This window comes from Pedobacter sp. ASV12, from assembly GCF_016429155.1.
Lineage (GTDB): Bacteria > Bacteroidota > Bacteroidia > Sphingobacteriales > Sphingobacteriaceae > Pedobacter.
Window position 1 is genome coordinate 1 of sequence record NZ_JAELUC010000035.1, and the last position, 16,078, is coordinate 16,078.

Here is a 16,078-nt window from a genome sequence, read left to right on the forward strand (position 1 = left end):
GTCGTGGTTCGTCGGCAGCGTCAGATGTGTATAAGAGACAGAGCTCTTTCTGGGTAATGTGTAGTATCTTTAAAAGTTTTGGAACGTCCAGCATATCAAAAAAATGATTCTATCATACCTTTTATAGAAGGAAGGATGATTTGGAAGGCTTCCCGTTTTCTCGGCTCAATGTCTTCCGCTGTCATTGAATGGAAAAAAAGTACAGGTAGTGGTGTTTCCAATACATCTGCAATCGTTTTGAGTACGCCCAGGGCAGGTTCCTTCTGATTGCTTTCAATTTTTGAAACATAGGCCTGCGTAAGCTGGCAGCGCTCGGCAAATTCATTTTGCTTTAGGCCCTTTTTAATTCTTATCTGTTTAATTGTGTTTCCTATGTCCATAACTATGGGTTTGATAAAAGTAGGAGTGCCAGATTAAAATAAGTCCTTAAGATGATCATAGATTGAAAAGATACGTGCTATCGTTCCCAATACTTTAACAGAGGCCAACATACGGGTCTGAATGTCCGGTGCTGATCTGGATTGCTCCAGCATGCTAATACAATCACTTAAAAGAACTTGCTCTTCGTCTGAAAACGAACAACGGTGCTTTGAAAGGATGACCTTAATACCCAGTATCAGATCTTCACTGTTTTTGAAACTATGTTTTTGCATAATTATTGAATTTAATTAGTAGGCATTATTGCCTGCTTCTTCCAATTATGCTGTAATTAAATTCACAAACGTTGTTCGTTATTCACTCCTACAGAATCCTGCTTCATTTATTATCAAAAAACAGTGATGATTATTACGGATAAATCCGATTAAGTCCAACATTCTCAATACGGTTCGGGGCATTACGGCTTAGCGGCAAAGCGGCATGGCGGCAATTCGGCGAAAAGGGCTTCAACTGTCTGGCAGCGAGGCTCATCGGCATTCTCAACTTCAGGGTTGTCCTGGCGGTGAGGTGTCGAGGTGGAAAGTCTTGATCATCTTAAATACCTATAAAGGCTGTGTATTGCTACACTTTACGATTTGAATCAATTACATTAGTTTTAAAAACCTTTCAAAGAACTATGATACAAATGTAAATAATATTCCTGACAGCACAAAATTTATTTTAAAAAATATTTCTGAGGTTATTATTTAATGTCGATTCGTTTCAAATATTTCAGTTAATTTCACTAAAAAATGAATAAAAATAATTTTAATCAAATAGTAACCTTAAAAACAGGTTGAAATCGGTGTCTTTGAGACCACTGCAAAAAAAGCCTTTAAACAATTTGTTTAAAGGCTTTTTTAATGTCGCGTCATTTATTCTCCTAGCCATTAACAGGCTTATCATCGGCAAAGTAAAAAATATTGCCGCTGTTGTCTACTACGGCAAATTGCCTCAAGCCCCAAGGCATCATTTGGAGCGCCCCATTCGGATGGATCAGGTTTAGTGCCTGGTATTCTTGATAAAGCGCTTCGATATCGGTTACATAAATATAACAGCCCATGTTGCGGCCGGCCTCTGGGTCATCACAACGAAACAGATGAACATGAATGCCGTCGCGTTCAAATATCAGGTAGCCATTGTTGTTGGTACAAAAGGTAAAACCCAATTGTTGCGTATAGAAGGCTATGGTTTGGGCTTCGTTAAGCGAGGCTAGTATGGGGGTCGAACGTTTGAACATTGCAGGGGGTTTAATTGTCGTTAAAAACTGTTTTGGCCCGTAAACCTGAACCAATTAAAATCGGCATAGCCTTGCTCTCCTTCTTTCTTGGTGCTGTAATTGAACAGGGCAAAACGATTGGCGGTCCAGTCATATCCCAAGGCCATCTTCAGTTTGTTCCCAAAGGAAATAAAATTTTTGCCGTCTAAGCTATAGAAGAATGAGGCTAGAAAATCGGTATGGGTTAAGTTGGCCTTTATCCAAAGCTTACGTTGGGCAAAATTAGTGATGCTGTCGATCGTTTTTCCATTATTTACCATGAGTAAGGTTTTTTGATCACCCTCTTTTCGAACAGCAATATAAGCGTATGGCGACTGAAAAATACCAAATCCGGCTATATTTCCATCTTTCAGGCCACTGATGTCCAGCTCCACGGTACCTTCCGAAAAGGGCCCTTGCACCCTTTGGGTAAGCGTATTGCGTGCTGTTGTGAGCTCTTTTGCCAGCGAGGCATGCAAACGCATATAGCCTTTTCTTTCTTTTAAAGACCACTTATCGTGATCCGGATTGTGGTTCCATTGCCATTGAAGCCCAAGCGTTGCTTGATTAAATTCGTCTGATGTTGCAGGCACGGTGATGGGATAGGTTTTCCCCACATTGGGCTTTTGATAATTCGTAACTCCTTTGCCATCTATGCCCAGCATAGGCCAGCCATCTACCCAGGTAACGGGTTCTAAATTAGGAGTACGGCCAATTGGTCCGCGGTCTTGCATAATCATAAACCACCAAGAACCGTCTTTGAGCTGCACCATTCCACCCTGATGCAAGCCGTTGCCTGGATAAGTATGGTCGTCGTTAATGACAACTTTTGATTCGTAAGGCCCATAAATATGGTCTGATCTTAAGCAAACCTGCCTGCCTTTTGTACCTCCGGTAGTGCCTAAAATGTAATATTTTCTATTGACCTTATAAAGGTGCGAACCCTCCAAATAGGGGTAGTCTCGGTTATTGTAAATTTCCTTTTGAGGTGTTTTTACCGATTTGGCATCCGCATTTAGTTCGGTAATGTATAGCTTTTGCTGACCATGGGCTACATATACCTTGCCATCATCGTCAAAAAACAAACCCGGATCATACAAATATTCAGGGAAAATGGTCCTCGTCCACGGGCCCTTGATGTCTTTCGCTGTGCAGATCGAAAAATGGCCCTTTTCCTTGTCCCAATTTGGCGTACAGAACCCTATATAAAACAATCCATTGTGATGCCGAATGGTGGCCGCCCACGACCCCCGCAAGTATCTGTTGCCATTCTGCAAATTATAGCGAGGATCTTCATCGTATCTGTCAACAGCATAACCAGCCATTTGCCAGTTTACCAAGTCATTTGATTTCAAAATCGGACAGCCGGGTACATAATGCATGCTCGTTGTAACCAAATAGAACGCATCGCCTACCCTAATGAGATCCGGGTCGGGCCAATCGCCCCAAAGCAAGGGATTTTTAAAATTGCCATTGCCCAAGTCTGGCGCCCATTGATTGGAGCTAGCTTGAACTTGCGCTTTACTAGGCAAAAAAGCCAATAAGCAGCAATAGATAAGCAGAAGTTTGGTTTTTGAGTTCATCGGTAGATAGGTATTGTACAATAAAAATAACCAATTTATGCAGAACCTATTTAACAATGCGGGCAAGATTAAATTTATTTCCCTTTCAAAGCCTTGTGGTATTCGCCCAGGCACTGATCCAGATCCTGCCCTTGCTGGTGGATACAGTCGCAAAAAACGAGGCAGGCCTGTGGGTTGGCGCTCCCCTTGCATTGTTTTTCGCAATCGCTTAAGGTATTGCGGGGCTTAAGATCGAAAATGTTCGTCAAAAAGAACCCCACAAGCACAACGGTTGCCATTGAGCCAAAAAAGAAAGCCGTTGGAAATTTGCGGGTAGTAACGCTTGGCGGTGGCAGATACTGTTGGATGGTGGTACATTTAAAAGGGAAAATAAGCTTGAGCCGATCGTAATACCAACCAAGAAGATAGAGGTTGGCCAGCACCATAAATGGCGAAGAAAGCAATGAACCATCAAAACGCACCGCCAGAGAAAGGATGCAGATGTTCAGGATGATCGGAAAATAGAGCAGTGCACCCAGCAAAGCCGTACGGGGAATTAGCAACAAAACGGCTGCTGTTACCTGTGCAATGCCAATAAAGGTGTAATAATAACCTGTGTGGTGGAGCGCCTCCAGGTAATGGCCCATGGGATGGTTGTTAGACAAAGAAGTAAAGCGCTCGCCCATAATTTTGACCAATCCCGATGGGATAAAACCAGCGGCTAGGGCAAGGCGACAAAAAATGGCAAAGCGGCCAAACCAAATGTTTTGCTTTACTTGGGCATGAAGCCGGTCGAGGGTAGCTGAAATGTTCATAAAAGCGTTTGGATAACTGTTTTTCTTGATGTTGAAGGATAAGCATAGCCGTCTAGTGCCTTAATTTCTTCTTTATAGGCTACCGGCAGCAAGGCGTTTTTAAGGACTGGCTGCAGTCCCACCCAGCGGCTAATTTTGTATGAACCGAGCATGACGGCCGCCAAGGGATTTTTCCCGAGCCCCAATAGTTCGTTTACCTGTTGCGGTACCAATAAGCGTTGGGCCAGCCTTAAAATAAGAAACCGGAACCCGCCCAAATGTTTGCGGTATTGCAGGTAAAGATCTTTGGTAAAATCGCCGTATTGAAGGTTTGCAACCAGGGCCGAGTTTCTTTGAACAAGCCATTGTGTATAGTTGCTGGGCAGGCTGTGGAGCTGCATGCCCGTACCTAATCGGTAAAACACATCAAAAATCTCTTCTTTTTCGGCCATCTCTAGTTTTCTTTCCAATAATTCATACGCCCGTATCGAATAATCGATCAGCAAATACAATACATCACGGTAGGCCCAGTCGGGGATGTTTTGGCCTCGCTGGTTTTCAACGCCTTTGTGGATAGACGCAATTTTGTCAATAGCCTGCAGGGCATCGCCGTAAGTGGCGAAAACAATTTGGCGTGCATAAGATACCGTTGAGAACAGGCGCTTGAGCGGATCGGCAGGCAGCTTTCCGGTAAAATAAAGCCAGTCTACCGCTTTGTTCAGGGCAAACTCTGCGGCGGCTCCCGCAAAAATCAGCAAAATGGTATCGCTGCTGCCCCAAATTTGGCGCACAATCGAATTTTCATCGACAAAGTATGATACATTTTCTCTATCCAAAACCATTACGGCCGTTTAATAAGTGGCCGGCAATCACAAAGTTAGGATATATATTCTATACTTTGAAATAAAAAGTGCTTTGTAAAAATAAATCCGGTTAATGAAGCCTTCCTTTAAACCAGGCAAAGCCTGGCGCATTGCCATGTGGCAGGGCGTACGGATTAGGAAATTGGTTAAAAGGCTTGTTGGGTTATTATTCGTTATGGCTTTCGAAACGGCCGCTTACGGTATCGATGGCAATCTTATACACAATCAACTGATTGTGCTTAGCGGGGTCAATGCCATGCGAAGTTTCCCTTGGCGTGTTTTCCTTTAACGGCATCATTTTTTGGATAATGCCCTGCATCACCTGTTGCCGCTCCTGATCGTGGAGTTCTTCAAACCGACCATCAATAACAACGCTTTTCCAGTGGAAGGAGTTTTTGATATCGCCAATCTGGAAACAAACCTTCGGGTTTTGGCGCATCATGTCGATCTTTTTGCCGGGACCAGAATGTGCGTAAAGCGCATTTTCGCTGTAGATAAAATTGACTGGCACCACATAGGTTTCGCCATTGGCATGGCAACCTAAGTAACCATATAACTGATTTTGAAGCAGGTCTAGAATTTCCTTTTTGCTGAGTTCTCCGAGCATAGCCTATAGTTTAATGGGTTGGTGATTTGACACTGTCGAGATAATTAATTATAAGGCAATATACGGTTTAATTGGCGAAATATACCTGCATTTAGGAGGGTTTCCCTTAATTATTGAATAGCCCGTTTCCTGAGTTTTCTCCATTCCCATGGGGCAACGGGATGGGCATCTTGCCAAACCCCTATTTTTTGTTTTCGGGCTTCCTGTTCCAGTTTGGCGTAAACCGGGTCTGCTGAATATTTTACAAAATGCCAGGCCATGCCCAATTTAATCATTTCCTGGTTTACGATTTGGTGTTGCTGGTTGGTGACAATAGCCACCAGCCTTCTGTAACGGTCGTACTTTTGGGACTGAACCTTTACCTGCTGCCCAAAACATAAATCGGATAATGCTTTTTTGGCTTGTGTGCCAAAGGGCTGCGCATGCCTTTGCTCCGGGCAATCGATGTGGGCCAAACGCAATTTGATGGGTCGCTGTTGGTAAAGCACCTCCAAGGTATCGCCATCCATAATGCGGATTACTTTGGCGGTAAAAGTCCTGTTTTGAAAATCTGAATCATATTTTTGCTGGTTTAGCAAAGGGCAGCAACAGCAGATTAAAAACGTCGCTACTGTTTTTCCCAGCCACATAAGGTTTTCCCTTCTTTTTTAGCTTTTTCTAAGGTCGTTTTAAGGGTTTTATAGCTACAGTTACGCAAAGCGCGACAGTTGGAGCTGAGGTGGTATTTTTTGGTCTTGCCATTGTTGCAGATGTATACATCGGTTGGTTCGGCACAAGAAAAATAGGTAGAGAAAGCCAAAAATAGCAATAGGGTTTTCATGATGATTGTTTAATGATAATAGGGTATTTGAATGGCAGGAATAAACGTTCTCAAGAGTAGGGAAATGACATCCGACAAAGAAAAAACCATTCCGATCAGCATGGCACTTTTAATGATAAAATAGCCCACATGGTCGTCTTCCATTTCTTCGTTCTCGTTGGTCTTGAACAGTATGAGCTGTATAAAGGTCTTTGTGATAAAAACACACGACACAAAACAGATAAAAGCAGAGCCGCTTACCAAAGCAATAGCTTTGCAGAGCGTTAAAAGGAGCGCAGCAGGATGTATTTTTATCAGATTGTCTATGATTTCGATCGAAATCTCTAGTACCTGCGCTATAATTTTTGCCCCAGATAGGAAAATAGCGGCATACCAAATGGCATAGGAGCGTTTCAGCTTTCCATCCGCATTGAGCTTTGATTTATGTCTTTTGGTTAACAGATAAGCTGTAAGCAACAACAGCATCAACAATAGGGTAACGGTGCCTGCAATGGCAATTGGTTTTAAGGAGTTCATGTTATTTTGATTTTAAGGATATCCGCCAATAATTGGTGTTTGAAACATCGTTGGAGAGGATGCCTGGTCGGGCATTAGGCACAGTGGTTTCCCATAGCACGTACCTTTGGTTATTGTATTCGTATGTAAGGCCATCATAAGGTAAATTGATGCCCAGAACGGAATGACTGTAATACGAACTGCTTAATAGCGCTACATCATAACCATAATGCGATAGTACGGTATACAACAATAAGGTTCTGGTATCGCAGTCGCCATTTAACGAAGCCATAAATTCTACCGGCGTATTAATTCCGAACCTTTCATAGCCGTCGCAACGGGCATCGGCGCTGGCCAAATAGCTGGCGGTAAATTCGTCTTGGTAAAGCTGTGCATCGCAGGCCTTAGGTAACACCAGGGTATACGGAATACTTTGCACAAACGAAACAATGATTTCGGCAAATTCTGTTTGACTTGGTTTGCTGGCCCGTTTTAACGAATCAAACATAGTGTATAGCCCTGATAGGCTGTTCTTGTCGTTTTCTTTAAGCGAATAAATGACCCTATCGTAGCTTTGCTCGCTATTGGCCTGAACAGCTAAAGTGTCTTTATAGGCGTGTGCACGGCTAAGGGCACTTTTTTTAATGGCAAAGTGGCCTTCGTAGATCTTTCCATTGTAATCGCTCCAGATTATATCGTGATAAATTAGGGTGTCGATTGTTTTGTCGCTTGTATCCGGACTGCGTACAGGCGTATGCCTTGGGTTTTTAATGGTGGCCGTTTTTGGCTTTTCTACAGGTGCTTCTTTTCTTTTGCCGGTACCCGCCCGGAAAGTGGCAATGATGGCGCCGAAATAGGCCAATGCAAAAAGCATAGAAGCAATTCTGGCTATCCAGCCCCAAATGCGGGATGGAATCAGTTTTAACAGCAGCAACAGTACAATAAGCGAAACGAAGAAGGCCAGCTTGGGCAGGAGCAACCAAGAAAATAGTGCGCCAGTTAACAAGGCGAAAATACCGCCTGTTGAACCGAGGCAGCCACTGGCGTTGCTTTGGTAAGAATTGCTTCTAAAAGGCCTTCGATGAGGCCGGCTATAGCTTCCTGTTGAGCCAGCTGTAGTTCGAGATGAACTTGTGCCATGTGCCGTTAAATCAAATGCCCAGTTTCCCCAATAGGTGCTACAGTTGGCATGGTAATATTCTTTTCGACGGTATTTGATTCCATTATCTATCTTTTCTTCATAGCGGCCGGTTTCTCCATGGCATTCTTCCACTATTGTTGATTCTTCATGGCTTTTAAATTCTCTTACATAGCCATAAAAAGTTCCTGTTACCATGCCAAAGCTTTCATCTTCATGTTTGGTTACCTTAACGATTTCGGGCTTGGGAATGGTAAGGTCAAGTATTTCTAGCTTATAGTTAGAAGTGTTGTTTGGCCCATCTTTTACCGTGCAGTTGATGGGCTGACTGATGTTGAGGCTGATGGGCTTGTTTGCCGAAAAGACCGCTTGAAATTCGGGCGTTAAATTTTGCCGATAAATACTTTCAATGATGGCATCGGTTTGGGTAACCGTAATTTTGTAAAAAGTTTCCCTTAAAATATCTTCTGCTTGTTGGTTGACATGTTTGCCGAAATATTTGATAAAGATTTGGCCCTTTACATAGGTTCTTTCTTCGGAATATACGGTTGTTGTTTTGGTATAGTGCCGTTTATGGTTTGATGCGGTTTTTTCAGCAGGTTGTTCTTTTTTTTGTTGAGCCTGTTTGTTTACTAAATACTGGTCGTATGCAAAGCGCTCGTCTTTGTTGCCCAAAACCTCATAAGCCTCGTTGATTTCCTTCATCAGGTCTTCAAATTGGGTATTGCCCGGGTGCAGGTCGGGATGGTATTGCTTAACCAACTTTCTATAGGCGAGCTTGATTTCATCGGCCCTAGCCGATGAGGATATCTCCAATATCTTATAGTAATCCTTCTTAAAGTCGCTCATTGCTCAACCAGGTTATTGAAAAAATCAGCTTGCGATAAATAGTTGGGTTGTGGCTTGCGGACCGTATTAAATGGGGGATCGAGAAAGGGCTCGTAAAAGACCATGTTTTGGAGCTGGTATTTCCGCTCGAACAACAAGCTGTATCTTGCTTTAAAGAGCGCATATTCTTTCAGAACCAGATTTTTGTCATTCTTTTTCTTTAGGCTGTAATACCTGCTGGTGCCAGATATGGAATAGATCAATACAATAGGTGCAAAGAACAAGACAACAATTAAAAACACCACGATTTTGGCTGTGAAATATTTGCCGGCGAAAGCTATTCTTTTGATGAAAAAATTAGAACCCGAAATGTTGTTTTTGGCTTTCAGGTTGGCCATGGCAATTCGTTGGTCTATCAGGTAAAGTGCGGTATCTATTTTAGCTATTTCGGCAACAAGCGTTTGCGAATATGGCATGGCTTGATACCTGTTCTTGTCGCTTAGCAATTTGTTGATGTCGTTGAAATACAGTTGCTGGTTTACCTTGCAAAAATCTTGATATAGTTGCGTTTTATAGGTTTCAATGTCAGCATCTAATTGTGTCTTGAGTAAAAATATCTTTACGGGTTGTGCAATCAGGAAACCAATCATGAGTACAAAGCCCACCCTCGATAAATTCGACAGGTTGAAGAACTTGACTTTGCTTGTCGTTGGAAATACCTCTTTAGAAAAAGTCTGTATCAGGAAAATGTAAATGGTAAAGAACATGAGCGAGAAAAAAGAGGAAAGCAACAGCTCTGCATGCCACATGTCAAACATCAGGTCGAAGGCATAAAACACGGACAAAAAACTTATCCAGAGAATGCACAGGACCAAAAAACCGGCCAAATAGAATTTAGGGAGGTTGTCGAGTTCAGATTGCTCGAGAATCGGATAGTCGATGCCAATCAGACTCACGATCGACCTCCTGCTCCAAAACCTTACATAGCGTGGCTTCTCCATCAGGCTTCACTTATGTATTCTTCTGGATTTTGAACAATGTCATCCTGTTTCTTTTGTTTCCAGGCATTAATAGCTTCATTGCTCAGCTCACTCTGTACTTCAAGTAACCGGATTTTTTCTTTTAGCAATTTGATCGCCTGATGGTTGATGACCAGATCTCTTTCTATGCCTTCGCCATTGGTATAAAAATCGTGCTGTATTTCTATGCCCTTATCGGCCTTGATCAACTCCTTGATGTTTTCTTCCATGTAATCGTAAGGGCTTTTAATCAGCATCAGCTTGAAGAAGATGGGCGTTAATTCGATGGTCATGAACAAAAGGGTAACAAACAGCGAAATGACCCAGCCAGCCTCCTCATGGGCCAGTTTTATTCTTTCGAGCAACCCATCCAAACCTGCGGCGACCTTGCCACTTTCTCTCAGCTTGGTTTGCTTGTCGGTTTCTAGTTTTTCGAGGTCTTTTTTGACCTTGATAAATTCTGGGTCGCTGTTTATTTTCGATACTTCTGCTTGGTTTTGTGCCAGTTGTTCTTTAAAGGCATCACACTTTCCGTGGCATCCGCCATGCGAAATTTCGTAGGCGATATCCGCCTTTCTTACCGTGCTGATGCTATCGAGTTGCGCAATCCTGTTCAGCTGGCGCTTAATAATGGCTTGCTTTTTTTCAATCTCGCTGTTGGCCACCTTCTCGATTTCGGTTTTGTACAATTGCTCTTGCTTAATTTGCTTGGCATGCAAGGCTACATCGATTTCGGTTTTGAACATTCTGATCTCTACAGGCTTAGAAATAGTTAAGGCTATAATGGCGCCCATAATGATACGCGGCAAAGCGCCGATCAGTTCTTTTCGGGTAATGGCTTCTGTGCCATCGCCCTTGCCTGTGCTGGTTACGATAAAACGGTCGATGTTGAATATGATGGCCCCCCAAATGAGTCCGAATACGATGGAGATGAGGGCCGTTGGAATGTGCGTAGGATCGTAATCGCCCTGGATGCCTTCTACGGCCTTAAACGAATCGATGGCGTTGCCTTTTGGGGCAAAAATGGTATAGAAGGCATAGCCTCCAGCGATGGCTGCCATTACACCGGTGGCAATGATAATGCCACCCAGGCAAACATATTTAATCTGGTCGCCATAAGTGCTTCTTTCCAGGATATACCTGTCGGCACCTGCGGCTTTCCAAAACAGGCGCATAAAGCGGCTCGATTTGGGCGATTGGTACAATTGATTGTCCATAATAATTTAATTTTCAGCGTAGTTTAGATTGATGATGGTGGCTTGCCCGACTTTAGGTACAACGGTTACAGGCTTTAGCCGAGGCTCCTTTTTGTTAAAGTTGATTTGCGGAATGAGTACGGTATTTTTGTCCAGTTCCTTCACGCGCATACGGCTGTAATCGGGTTGTGCGGGCATTACCGTTTTTAGGAGCTTAACGGTTTCGCTACACGACCACCAGGTATTGGAAATCTTGATGGTTAAGTGTTCGGCTAGGTCGGAAACGGCAACATAAGCGGTGGCCTGTTTTTTGAACGAGTGGAAACCCAATTCGGGAATTGTTAATCGATAGGCCTTCTCCAATTGCCAAGACAGCAAAAACACAGCGTTGCCGTCTACAACAAAGTCGACATACTCCAGGTTTAGAAAGGTAGGTTTGGAGAATGTGAGCGAGTTGAATAGCCAAAATTTAAAGAGCGTTAATTTAGTGGCCATGTGCTATGTTTTGTTTTCTAATTTGGCCACCGATTCTTTGAGCAAATCGTCGTGGCTATAGATTTCGTCTATGCTGTTAATCGGGTGTCTTATTTCCTTTTTGGCCGTGTCTAAAACCACCAGGTATTTTTTGGCGCCCAGGTAAAGTCTGCAGATTGTTTTCCGGTTGTTGTCGTCTAAAAGGATGGCAAAATAAGTCTGCGCATCGCGGTAGCTGATTCTTTTGGGATCAGTGGCTTCGCGCAGGATGGATTTGACGATAAAAAAGGCCTCAATTTCTTCTTCGGTGGTTACGATTTTGTCTTCGGCCATTACCGGTTGCGTGGTGGTGATGGCTTCCTTGTCGTTGCTGTTTGCCTCCTCTTTGTCTAAAGCCGTTTTTAGCCTGTCGGTTATGGCATCGTTCAGCACTTGGTTAGACGACCGTTTAACAAGTTCGGTAAACTGCGTCAGGATACGTTCGGTGATTTTGCCCGGGTACACCTGATTGGCAAAATGCCTGACAAAAATTGGGGTAGGCTCCTTCAGTTCAGAAGTGATGAGGGCCTTGAGTTCATTGGTGTATTTCAAATCGGATGCCGTGTTCGAGATGCTTTCTACATCGAAATATGATTTATGGAACTTTTTGAGCTCCTCAATTTGCGCCTCTTTGATTTCGGCAATATTGAATTCGAAAAAGGGCTTTTCGTCCATCTTGTTGGCATCGTTCAAATCAGTGTAGAAGCGATAGATCAGGCCATTGGTTAAGAGGCCAAACTTTGCCTTACAGGTATGGAAATAGCGAAATAGCTGCGAATTGTGCGGGTCTAGCTTCTCCAGGTGATGCTTGCATTCGATGATGATGATGGGCTCGCCATCTTTCATGATGGCATAATCCACTTTCTCGCCTTTCTTGATGCCAATATCGGCGATAAACTCTGGGTTTACCTCAAACGGATCGAACACATCGAAACCCAGTAATTTGATAAAGGGCATGATCAGAGCATTTTTGGTGGCTTCTTCGGTTTGGAGCTGCGGAAGCATTTTGCTTGCTCTGGCGCCCAGTTGTTTAACCTCGTCTTTAAAATCCATGTTGTTTGTTTGGTTAGGATAGCTTGGGTTTTAACTAAACAGTTTCGTCAACAATTGTAGCCTCTGGCGCATTGGCTTTTACCGATTCGATACCGTTTTCACGGTTATTCAAGGAAGTGTACATCTGGCTGGTGCCAATAATTTCGCCATTTCCGGCTTTGAGGTTAAAATAATATTTGTTGTTTTTGGCCATCTCGCGCGCATATCGCGAATCGAGTGGCGCATTGGTCTTTACCGATTCGATACCCGTTTTGCAGGAAGCTTTAGTGGTGTAGCCTTCGCTGGTTAAGATCACCTGCCCGTTTGTGGCTTCGAGGTTGAATTGAAATTCTTCGTTTTTTCTTTTAGTGATTATAAATTTTCCCATGGTTTATATACTTTTATTTGTCGATAAATCTTTCGGCTATTTCGTGTGTTTGCAAAAGTTGGGTATTAGGCAGGATCATCATTCTGCTGCCGTCAATCGGGCTGTCAAAAAGCTGAAAGCCGCTTCTGCAATTCTGAAAGCGATAGCGAAACGCCATCAATCCCTTGCAAAGCCCTTGTGCTTTTGTCTGCTCGTAAACATGCTTAGAGCAGGAAACCCTGAAAAGGCATTTTCGCCTTTTATGCTTGGGGATAACTGCCCAATAAACCTTTATGATGAAGAGTAAAAAAAGCTTCATGCTTAGCTTTTGCTAAAGACAACCATTTGGTAAGCGGCCATACGGCCCGGCTTTGCGCCAATTCCGAAGCAACCAGAGTCGGGCTGAACATAAGTTGAAACACTTTCTAACCTGATGTATGTCCAGCCCTCTTCTGCAAATTGAGCGATTAATTGTTCCAATTGTCTTGCAATCACGCCAGTAGATTCCTTTTGGTTAAAGGTGGCGACGAAGGGTACTACTTTATATTCCATGACCTAGTTTTTGAGTTTGATTATTGATTTAACTCTCCAAAACTAGGCTGCTTAACCGAGGGTTTTTTACGGGAAACCGTAAGAAGTAGAATTTTATAAAATTTTGAAGTACAGCTTATTATGTCGTATTTATAGCCCCTAAGAAAATAGAAAAGCCATCGGATTTGATAGGCAAACCAGCGATGGCAATGTCGGAAAGGGATAGGATGTTAAGCGGTTAGATAATATTTCGCTCCTTGCAGTACGCAATGAGCTGGCCATTGTTGTTGAAATCAAAAGCATCGCGCATGGTTTTGAGTCGCTTTTCTACGGTGCTTAGGCTTGACGAACCAAACTTTAACGCTTCTAGGTAATCCGGAATTTGCTTCTGCGATTTGCCGTCTAGTAAAAGGCGGATAATGGTTTTGTCCAATGCGTCAAAATCATGGTGTTTTTCTTCTGGTTTGAGTTTTGCAGAAAGGTATTTTTTATCTTGATAAACTTCGGTTAACGCATGCTTAAGGTCTTGCGCATCGCCACGGCCCTTGGGTACATAAGCGTCTATGCACAAATCGGCCATCAGACGCTTGGCTTCTGCAACCTTGTTTTCTGCAGAAAATACCAAAACCTTAATGTCGCCCTGCACTTCTTTGACGGCCTTGATCAAAGCCTTTCCATTGTCGATTTCCGGCTTGTGGAACTCGTCTTCTGCAAACGAAAGGTCGGTAAGCAACAGCTCGTAGGGCTCGCCATCGCGAAGCGCTTTTTTGATGCGCGACAAAGCTACGTCGCAATGAGAAACATAATCGGTATCCTTTAAATCAATCTCGAGGCTTTTGAGCATGCTGCAAACAGAAAGGCTCATCATTTCTTCGTCTTCGGCAATTAATACTTTTTTAAACATAAGCTAGGTTTTTGATGAAACGGGAAAAGAGAAATTGATGCGTAATCCTTTCTCTGAACCGGTTTCAAAAGTAATTTGCCCATTTAGGTTTTTTATACGGGTTTCCGTATTGCGCAGCCCGTTGTTTGATTTTACTTCTCCTTTAATGCCGATGCCATTGTCTTCATAAATAATGTGCAGTTCGTGTTCGGTTTTTGTAAATTGAAGCGTTACCTCGCTGGCCTGGCTGTGCTTGCGCATGTTGACCAGCAGTTCCTGCAGGATGTGTATGACTTCGTCTTTTGCCGTTAGCTCTACCTTGTTCCATAAAGCGGCGGTGTTGCCCATAAGGTGTACCTCGATTTGGTCGGTATTGAACGAGTAGATAAGGCTGGCTATTTTTTGATGAAAATGAGCAGTTGGTGCAAGTGGCTTTTCGTAGGAAATGTCGCGCGATTTTTCGTAGAGGTCTTCTATCTCATCCAGCAAAACTTCTTTGTCTAGTTCGGGCTGGTATTCGATCTTGTTCATCACGCGGTAAAGGCCATTGGCCACTACATCGTGTACTTTTTTGGAAGTTTTAAGGCGGCTTTCCTTGATGGCGTTTTCCTTCTCCATTTCCAACCTTTGTTTTCTTTTCCTGTACCAGAAGGTACCTGCTATCAGCAGTACTGCAGAACCGGCCGCCAAGAATATAATTTGATAGGTTTTTTCAGTGTTGTCTTTTTGGAGTTTGAGACTTTCGGCTTTATGTTTTTCCGCATCATAACGAATAACGGCAAATTGGTTTTTGTCCTTGTTGCGTGCCAATATTAAGCTGTCATCCAAAGACTCAAATTTGTCAAAGTATTGAAGACTTTGTTTTGCAGGGCTAGATTTTATAAGTTCTTTAAGTGCAAGAAGTTGATCATCCGGATTTTGGTTTTTCTTAGAAGTCAGATAAGCAATTTTTGCATAAAACAAAGCCGAATCGGGCTTGTTTTTTCTGTAGTAACTGGATAAATGCGTATAACTAGAGTTTAATCCAGAGATATCGTTTTCTTTTTCGCGAATATGTAGTGCCTTTAAAAGATTAGGGACTGGATTATAATTGACATTAAGAAGCCATTTTGTTACTGAAAAATTTGTTAATGTTCTTGCATACTGAATTTCGTTTGCGCTTGAATCTTTTAAAAGAGGTTCGAATATCTCTAAAGCCTTTTTATATTCCTTATTATCTTTATAGATGTTTCCAATGTTGTTTTTGTAAGTCCATGTGTCAGAAGGGTTGTCAGAATATTTGATTGCAAGACTATAAAATTTTAGCGCGTTCTTATCATCATTGGCTCTAGATGTCGCTATCCCAAGATTATTAAAATTTGATTTTAATGCCGCATGATGCTTTTCATTGTTTTCATTCAAGTAAGACAGTGCATTTAATGATAGTTCTTGGCCACCAAAAAAGTCGCCTTTGTCTGTTGAAATAATAGCCATCTGTATCAGGCATTTCCCCGCACCTAGGCTATCTTTCTGCTGTAAGAATACATCTTTAGCTTTGTTGAAATAATAATAAGCACTATCATATGCTTTTAATGTGTCCTTGAACTTAAAGGCAGTGTTATAAAATACACTATCAATCTGCTTTACCTCTTTTTTATGTGGTGAATCTTTTGAACAAGAGAAAATAAATAAGGACAGAAGCGGGATAAGGATGAGGCGTTTCATGGCTTTTAGTTTTCACACTAAGTTATAAAATAAATTTGGCGCGGTTAAAGT

19 protein-coding genes are annotated in these 16,078 nt (G+C 42.6%); all 19 read right to left on the minus strand.

Annotation, left to right across the window (positions count from 1 at the left end; all coding sequences use genetic code 11):
• Positions 1–95 precede the first annotated feature (95 nt).
• The 19 genes from JHD69_RS10335 to JHD69_RS10425 all read right to left on the minus strand — a co-directional run bounded on the left by JHD69_RS10335 (position 96) and on the right by JHD69_RS10425 (position 16,027).
• The gene (locus JHD69_RS10335) at positions 96–380 is read right to left on the minus strand and encodes a helix-turn-helix domain-containing protein (protein ID WP_199139989.1); all 285 of its coding nucleotides are present in this window, start codon (positions 378–380) and stop codon (positions 96–98) included.
• 920 nt (positions 381–1,300) lie between these two features.
• A complete protein-coding gene (locus tag JHD69_RS10340; RefSeq protein WP_199139991.1) occupies positions 1,301–1,657 on the minus strand; it encodes a bleomycin resistance protein in 357 nt (118 codons plus the stop codon).
• Between the two features lie 20 nt (positions 1,658–1,677).
• On the minus strand, positions 1,678–3,258 hold the full coding sequence (locus JHD69_RS10345; RefSeq protein WP_199139993.1) for a glycoside hydrolase family 43 protein: 1,581 nt from the start codon (positions 3,256–3,258) through the stop codon (positions 1,678–1,680).
• 74 nt (positions 3,259–3,332) lie between these two features.
• Positions 3,333–4,052, minus strand: a complete 720-nt coding sequence (locus JHD69_RS10350; RefSeq protein ID WP_199139995.1) for a DoxX family protein — start codon at positions 4,050–4,052, stop codon at positions 3,333–3,335.
• Positions 4,049–4,873 carry an oxygenase MpaB family protein gene (locus tag JHD69_RS10355; protein WP_199139997.1) on the minus strand — a complete coding sequence of 275 codons (825 nt, stop codon included), beginning with the start codon at positions 4,871–4,873 and terminating at the stop codon, positions 4,049–4,051. The genes JHD69_RS10350 and JHD69_RS10355 overlap by 4 nt, the downstream gene beginning before the upstream one ends.
• A gap of 187 nt (positions 4,874–5,060) precedes the next feature.
• Positions 5,061–5,501 (minus strand): pyridoxamine 5'-phosphate oxidase family protein, encoded by a 441-nt coding sequence (locus tag JHD69_RS10360; RefSeq protein WP_199139999.1) that lies wholly within the window; start codon positions 5,499–5,501, stop codon positions 5,061–5,063.
• A 110-nt stretch (positions 5,502–5,611) separates the two neighbouring features.
• Positions 5,612–6,130, minus strand: coding sequence for a thermonuclease family protein (locus JHD69_RS10365; protein WP_199140001.1), 519 nt, complete (start codon positions 6,128–6,130; stop codon positions 5,612–5,614).
• A complete protein-coding gene (locus JHD69_RS10370; protein WP_199140003.1) occupies positions 6,109–6,321 on the minus strand; it encodes a hypothetical protein in 213 nt (70 codons plus the stop codon). Before JHD69_RS10370 ends, JHD69_RS10365 begins: the two co-directional genes overlap by 22 nt.
• 9 nt (positions 6,322–6,330) lie before the next feature.
• Positions 6,331–6,837, minus strand: a complete 507-nt coding sequence (locus JHD69_RS10375; RefSeq protein WP_199140005.1) for a hypothetical protein — start codon at positions 6,835–6,837, stop codon at positions 6,331–6,333.
• Between the two features lies 1 nt (position 6,838).
• Positions 6,839–8,803, minus strand: coding sequence for a J domain-containing protein (locus JHD69_RS10380; RefSeq protein ID WP_199140007.1), 1,965 nt, complete (start codon positions 8,801–8,803; stop codon positions 6,839–6,841).
• Positions 8,800–9,783, minus strand: a complete 984-nt coding sequence (locus JHD69_RS10385; protein ID WP_199140009.1) for a DUF4407 domain-containing protein — start codon at positions 9,781–9,783, stop codon at positions 8,800–8,802. The genes JHD69_RS10380 and JHD69_RS10385 overlap by 4 nt, the downstream gene beginning before the upstream one ends.
• On the minus strand, positions 9,783–11,018 hold the full coding sequence (locus JHD69_RS10390; protein WP_199140011.1) for a DUF4407 domain-containing protein: 1,236 nt from the start codon (positions 11,016–11,018) through the stop codon (positions 9,783–9,785). Before JHD69_RS10390 ends, JHD69_RS10385 begins: the two co-directional genes overlap by 1 nt.
• A gap of 6 nt (positions 11,019–11,024) precedes the next feature.
• Positions 11,025–11,492: a hypothetical protein gene (locus JHD69_RS10395; RefSeq protein ID WP_199140013.1), complete on the minus strand. Its 468-nt coding sequence runs from the start codon at positions 11,490–11,492 to the stop codon at positions 11,025–11,027.
• Between the two features lie 3 nt (positions 11,493–11,495).
• Positions 11,496–12,563, minus strand: a complete 1,068-nt coding sequence (locus JHD69_RS10400; RefSeq protein WP_199140015.1) for a type I restriction endonuclease — start codon at positions 12,561–12,563, stop codon at positions 11,496–11,498.
• A 34-nt stretch (positions 12,564–12,597) separates the two neighbouring features.
• Positions 12,598–12,930 carry a YegP family protein gene (locus JHD69_RS10405; protein WP_199140017.1) on the minus strand — a complete coding sequence of 111 codons (333 nt, stop codon included), beginning with the start codon at positions 12,928–12,930 and terminating at the stop codon, positions 12,598–12,600.
• A gap of 13 nt (positions 12,931–12,943) precedes the next feature.
• Positions 12,944–13,228: a membrane protein insertion efficiency factor YidD gene (gene yidD, locus JHD69_RS21470; protein WP_199140019.1), complete on the minus strand. Its 285-nt coding sequence runs from the start codon at positions 13,226–13,228 to the stop codon at positions 12,944–12,946.
• A gap of 2 nt (positions 13,229–13,230) precedes the next feature.
• On the minus strand, positions 13,231–13,461 hold the full coding sequence (locus JHD69_RS10415; RefSeq protein ID WP_199140021.1) for a hypothetical protein: 231 nt from the start codon (positions 13,459–13,461) through the stop codon (positions 13,231–13,233).
• A gap of 217 nt (positions 13,462–13,678) precedes the next feature.
• On the minus strand, positions 13,679–14,344 hold the full coding sequence (locus JHD69_RS10420) for a response regulator transcription factor (RefSeq protein ID WP_199140022.1): 666 nt from the start codon (positions 14,342–14,344) through the stop codon (positions 13,679–13,681).
• Positions 14,345–14,347: 3 nt separating this feature from the next.
• The gene (locus tag JHD69_RS10425; protein WP_233165848.1) at positions 14,348–16,027 is read right to left on the minus strand and encodes a tetratricopeptide repeat-containing sensor histidine kinase; all 1,680 of its coding nucleotides are present in this window, start codon (positions 16,025–16,027) and stop codon (positions 14,348–14,350) included.
• Positions 16,028–16,078 lie beyond the last annotated feature (51 nt).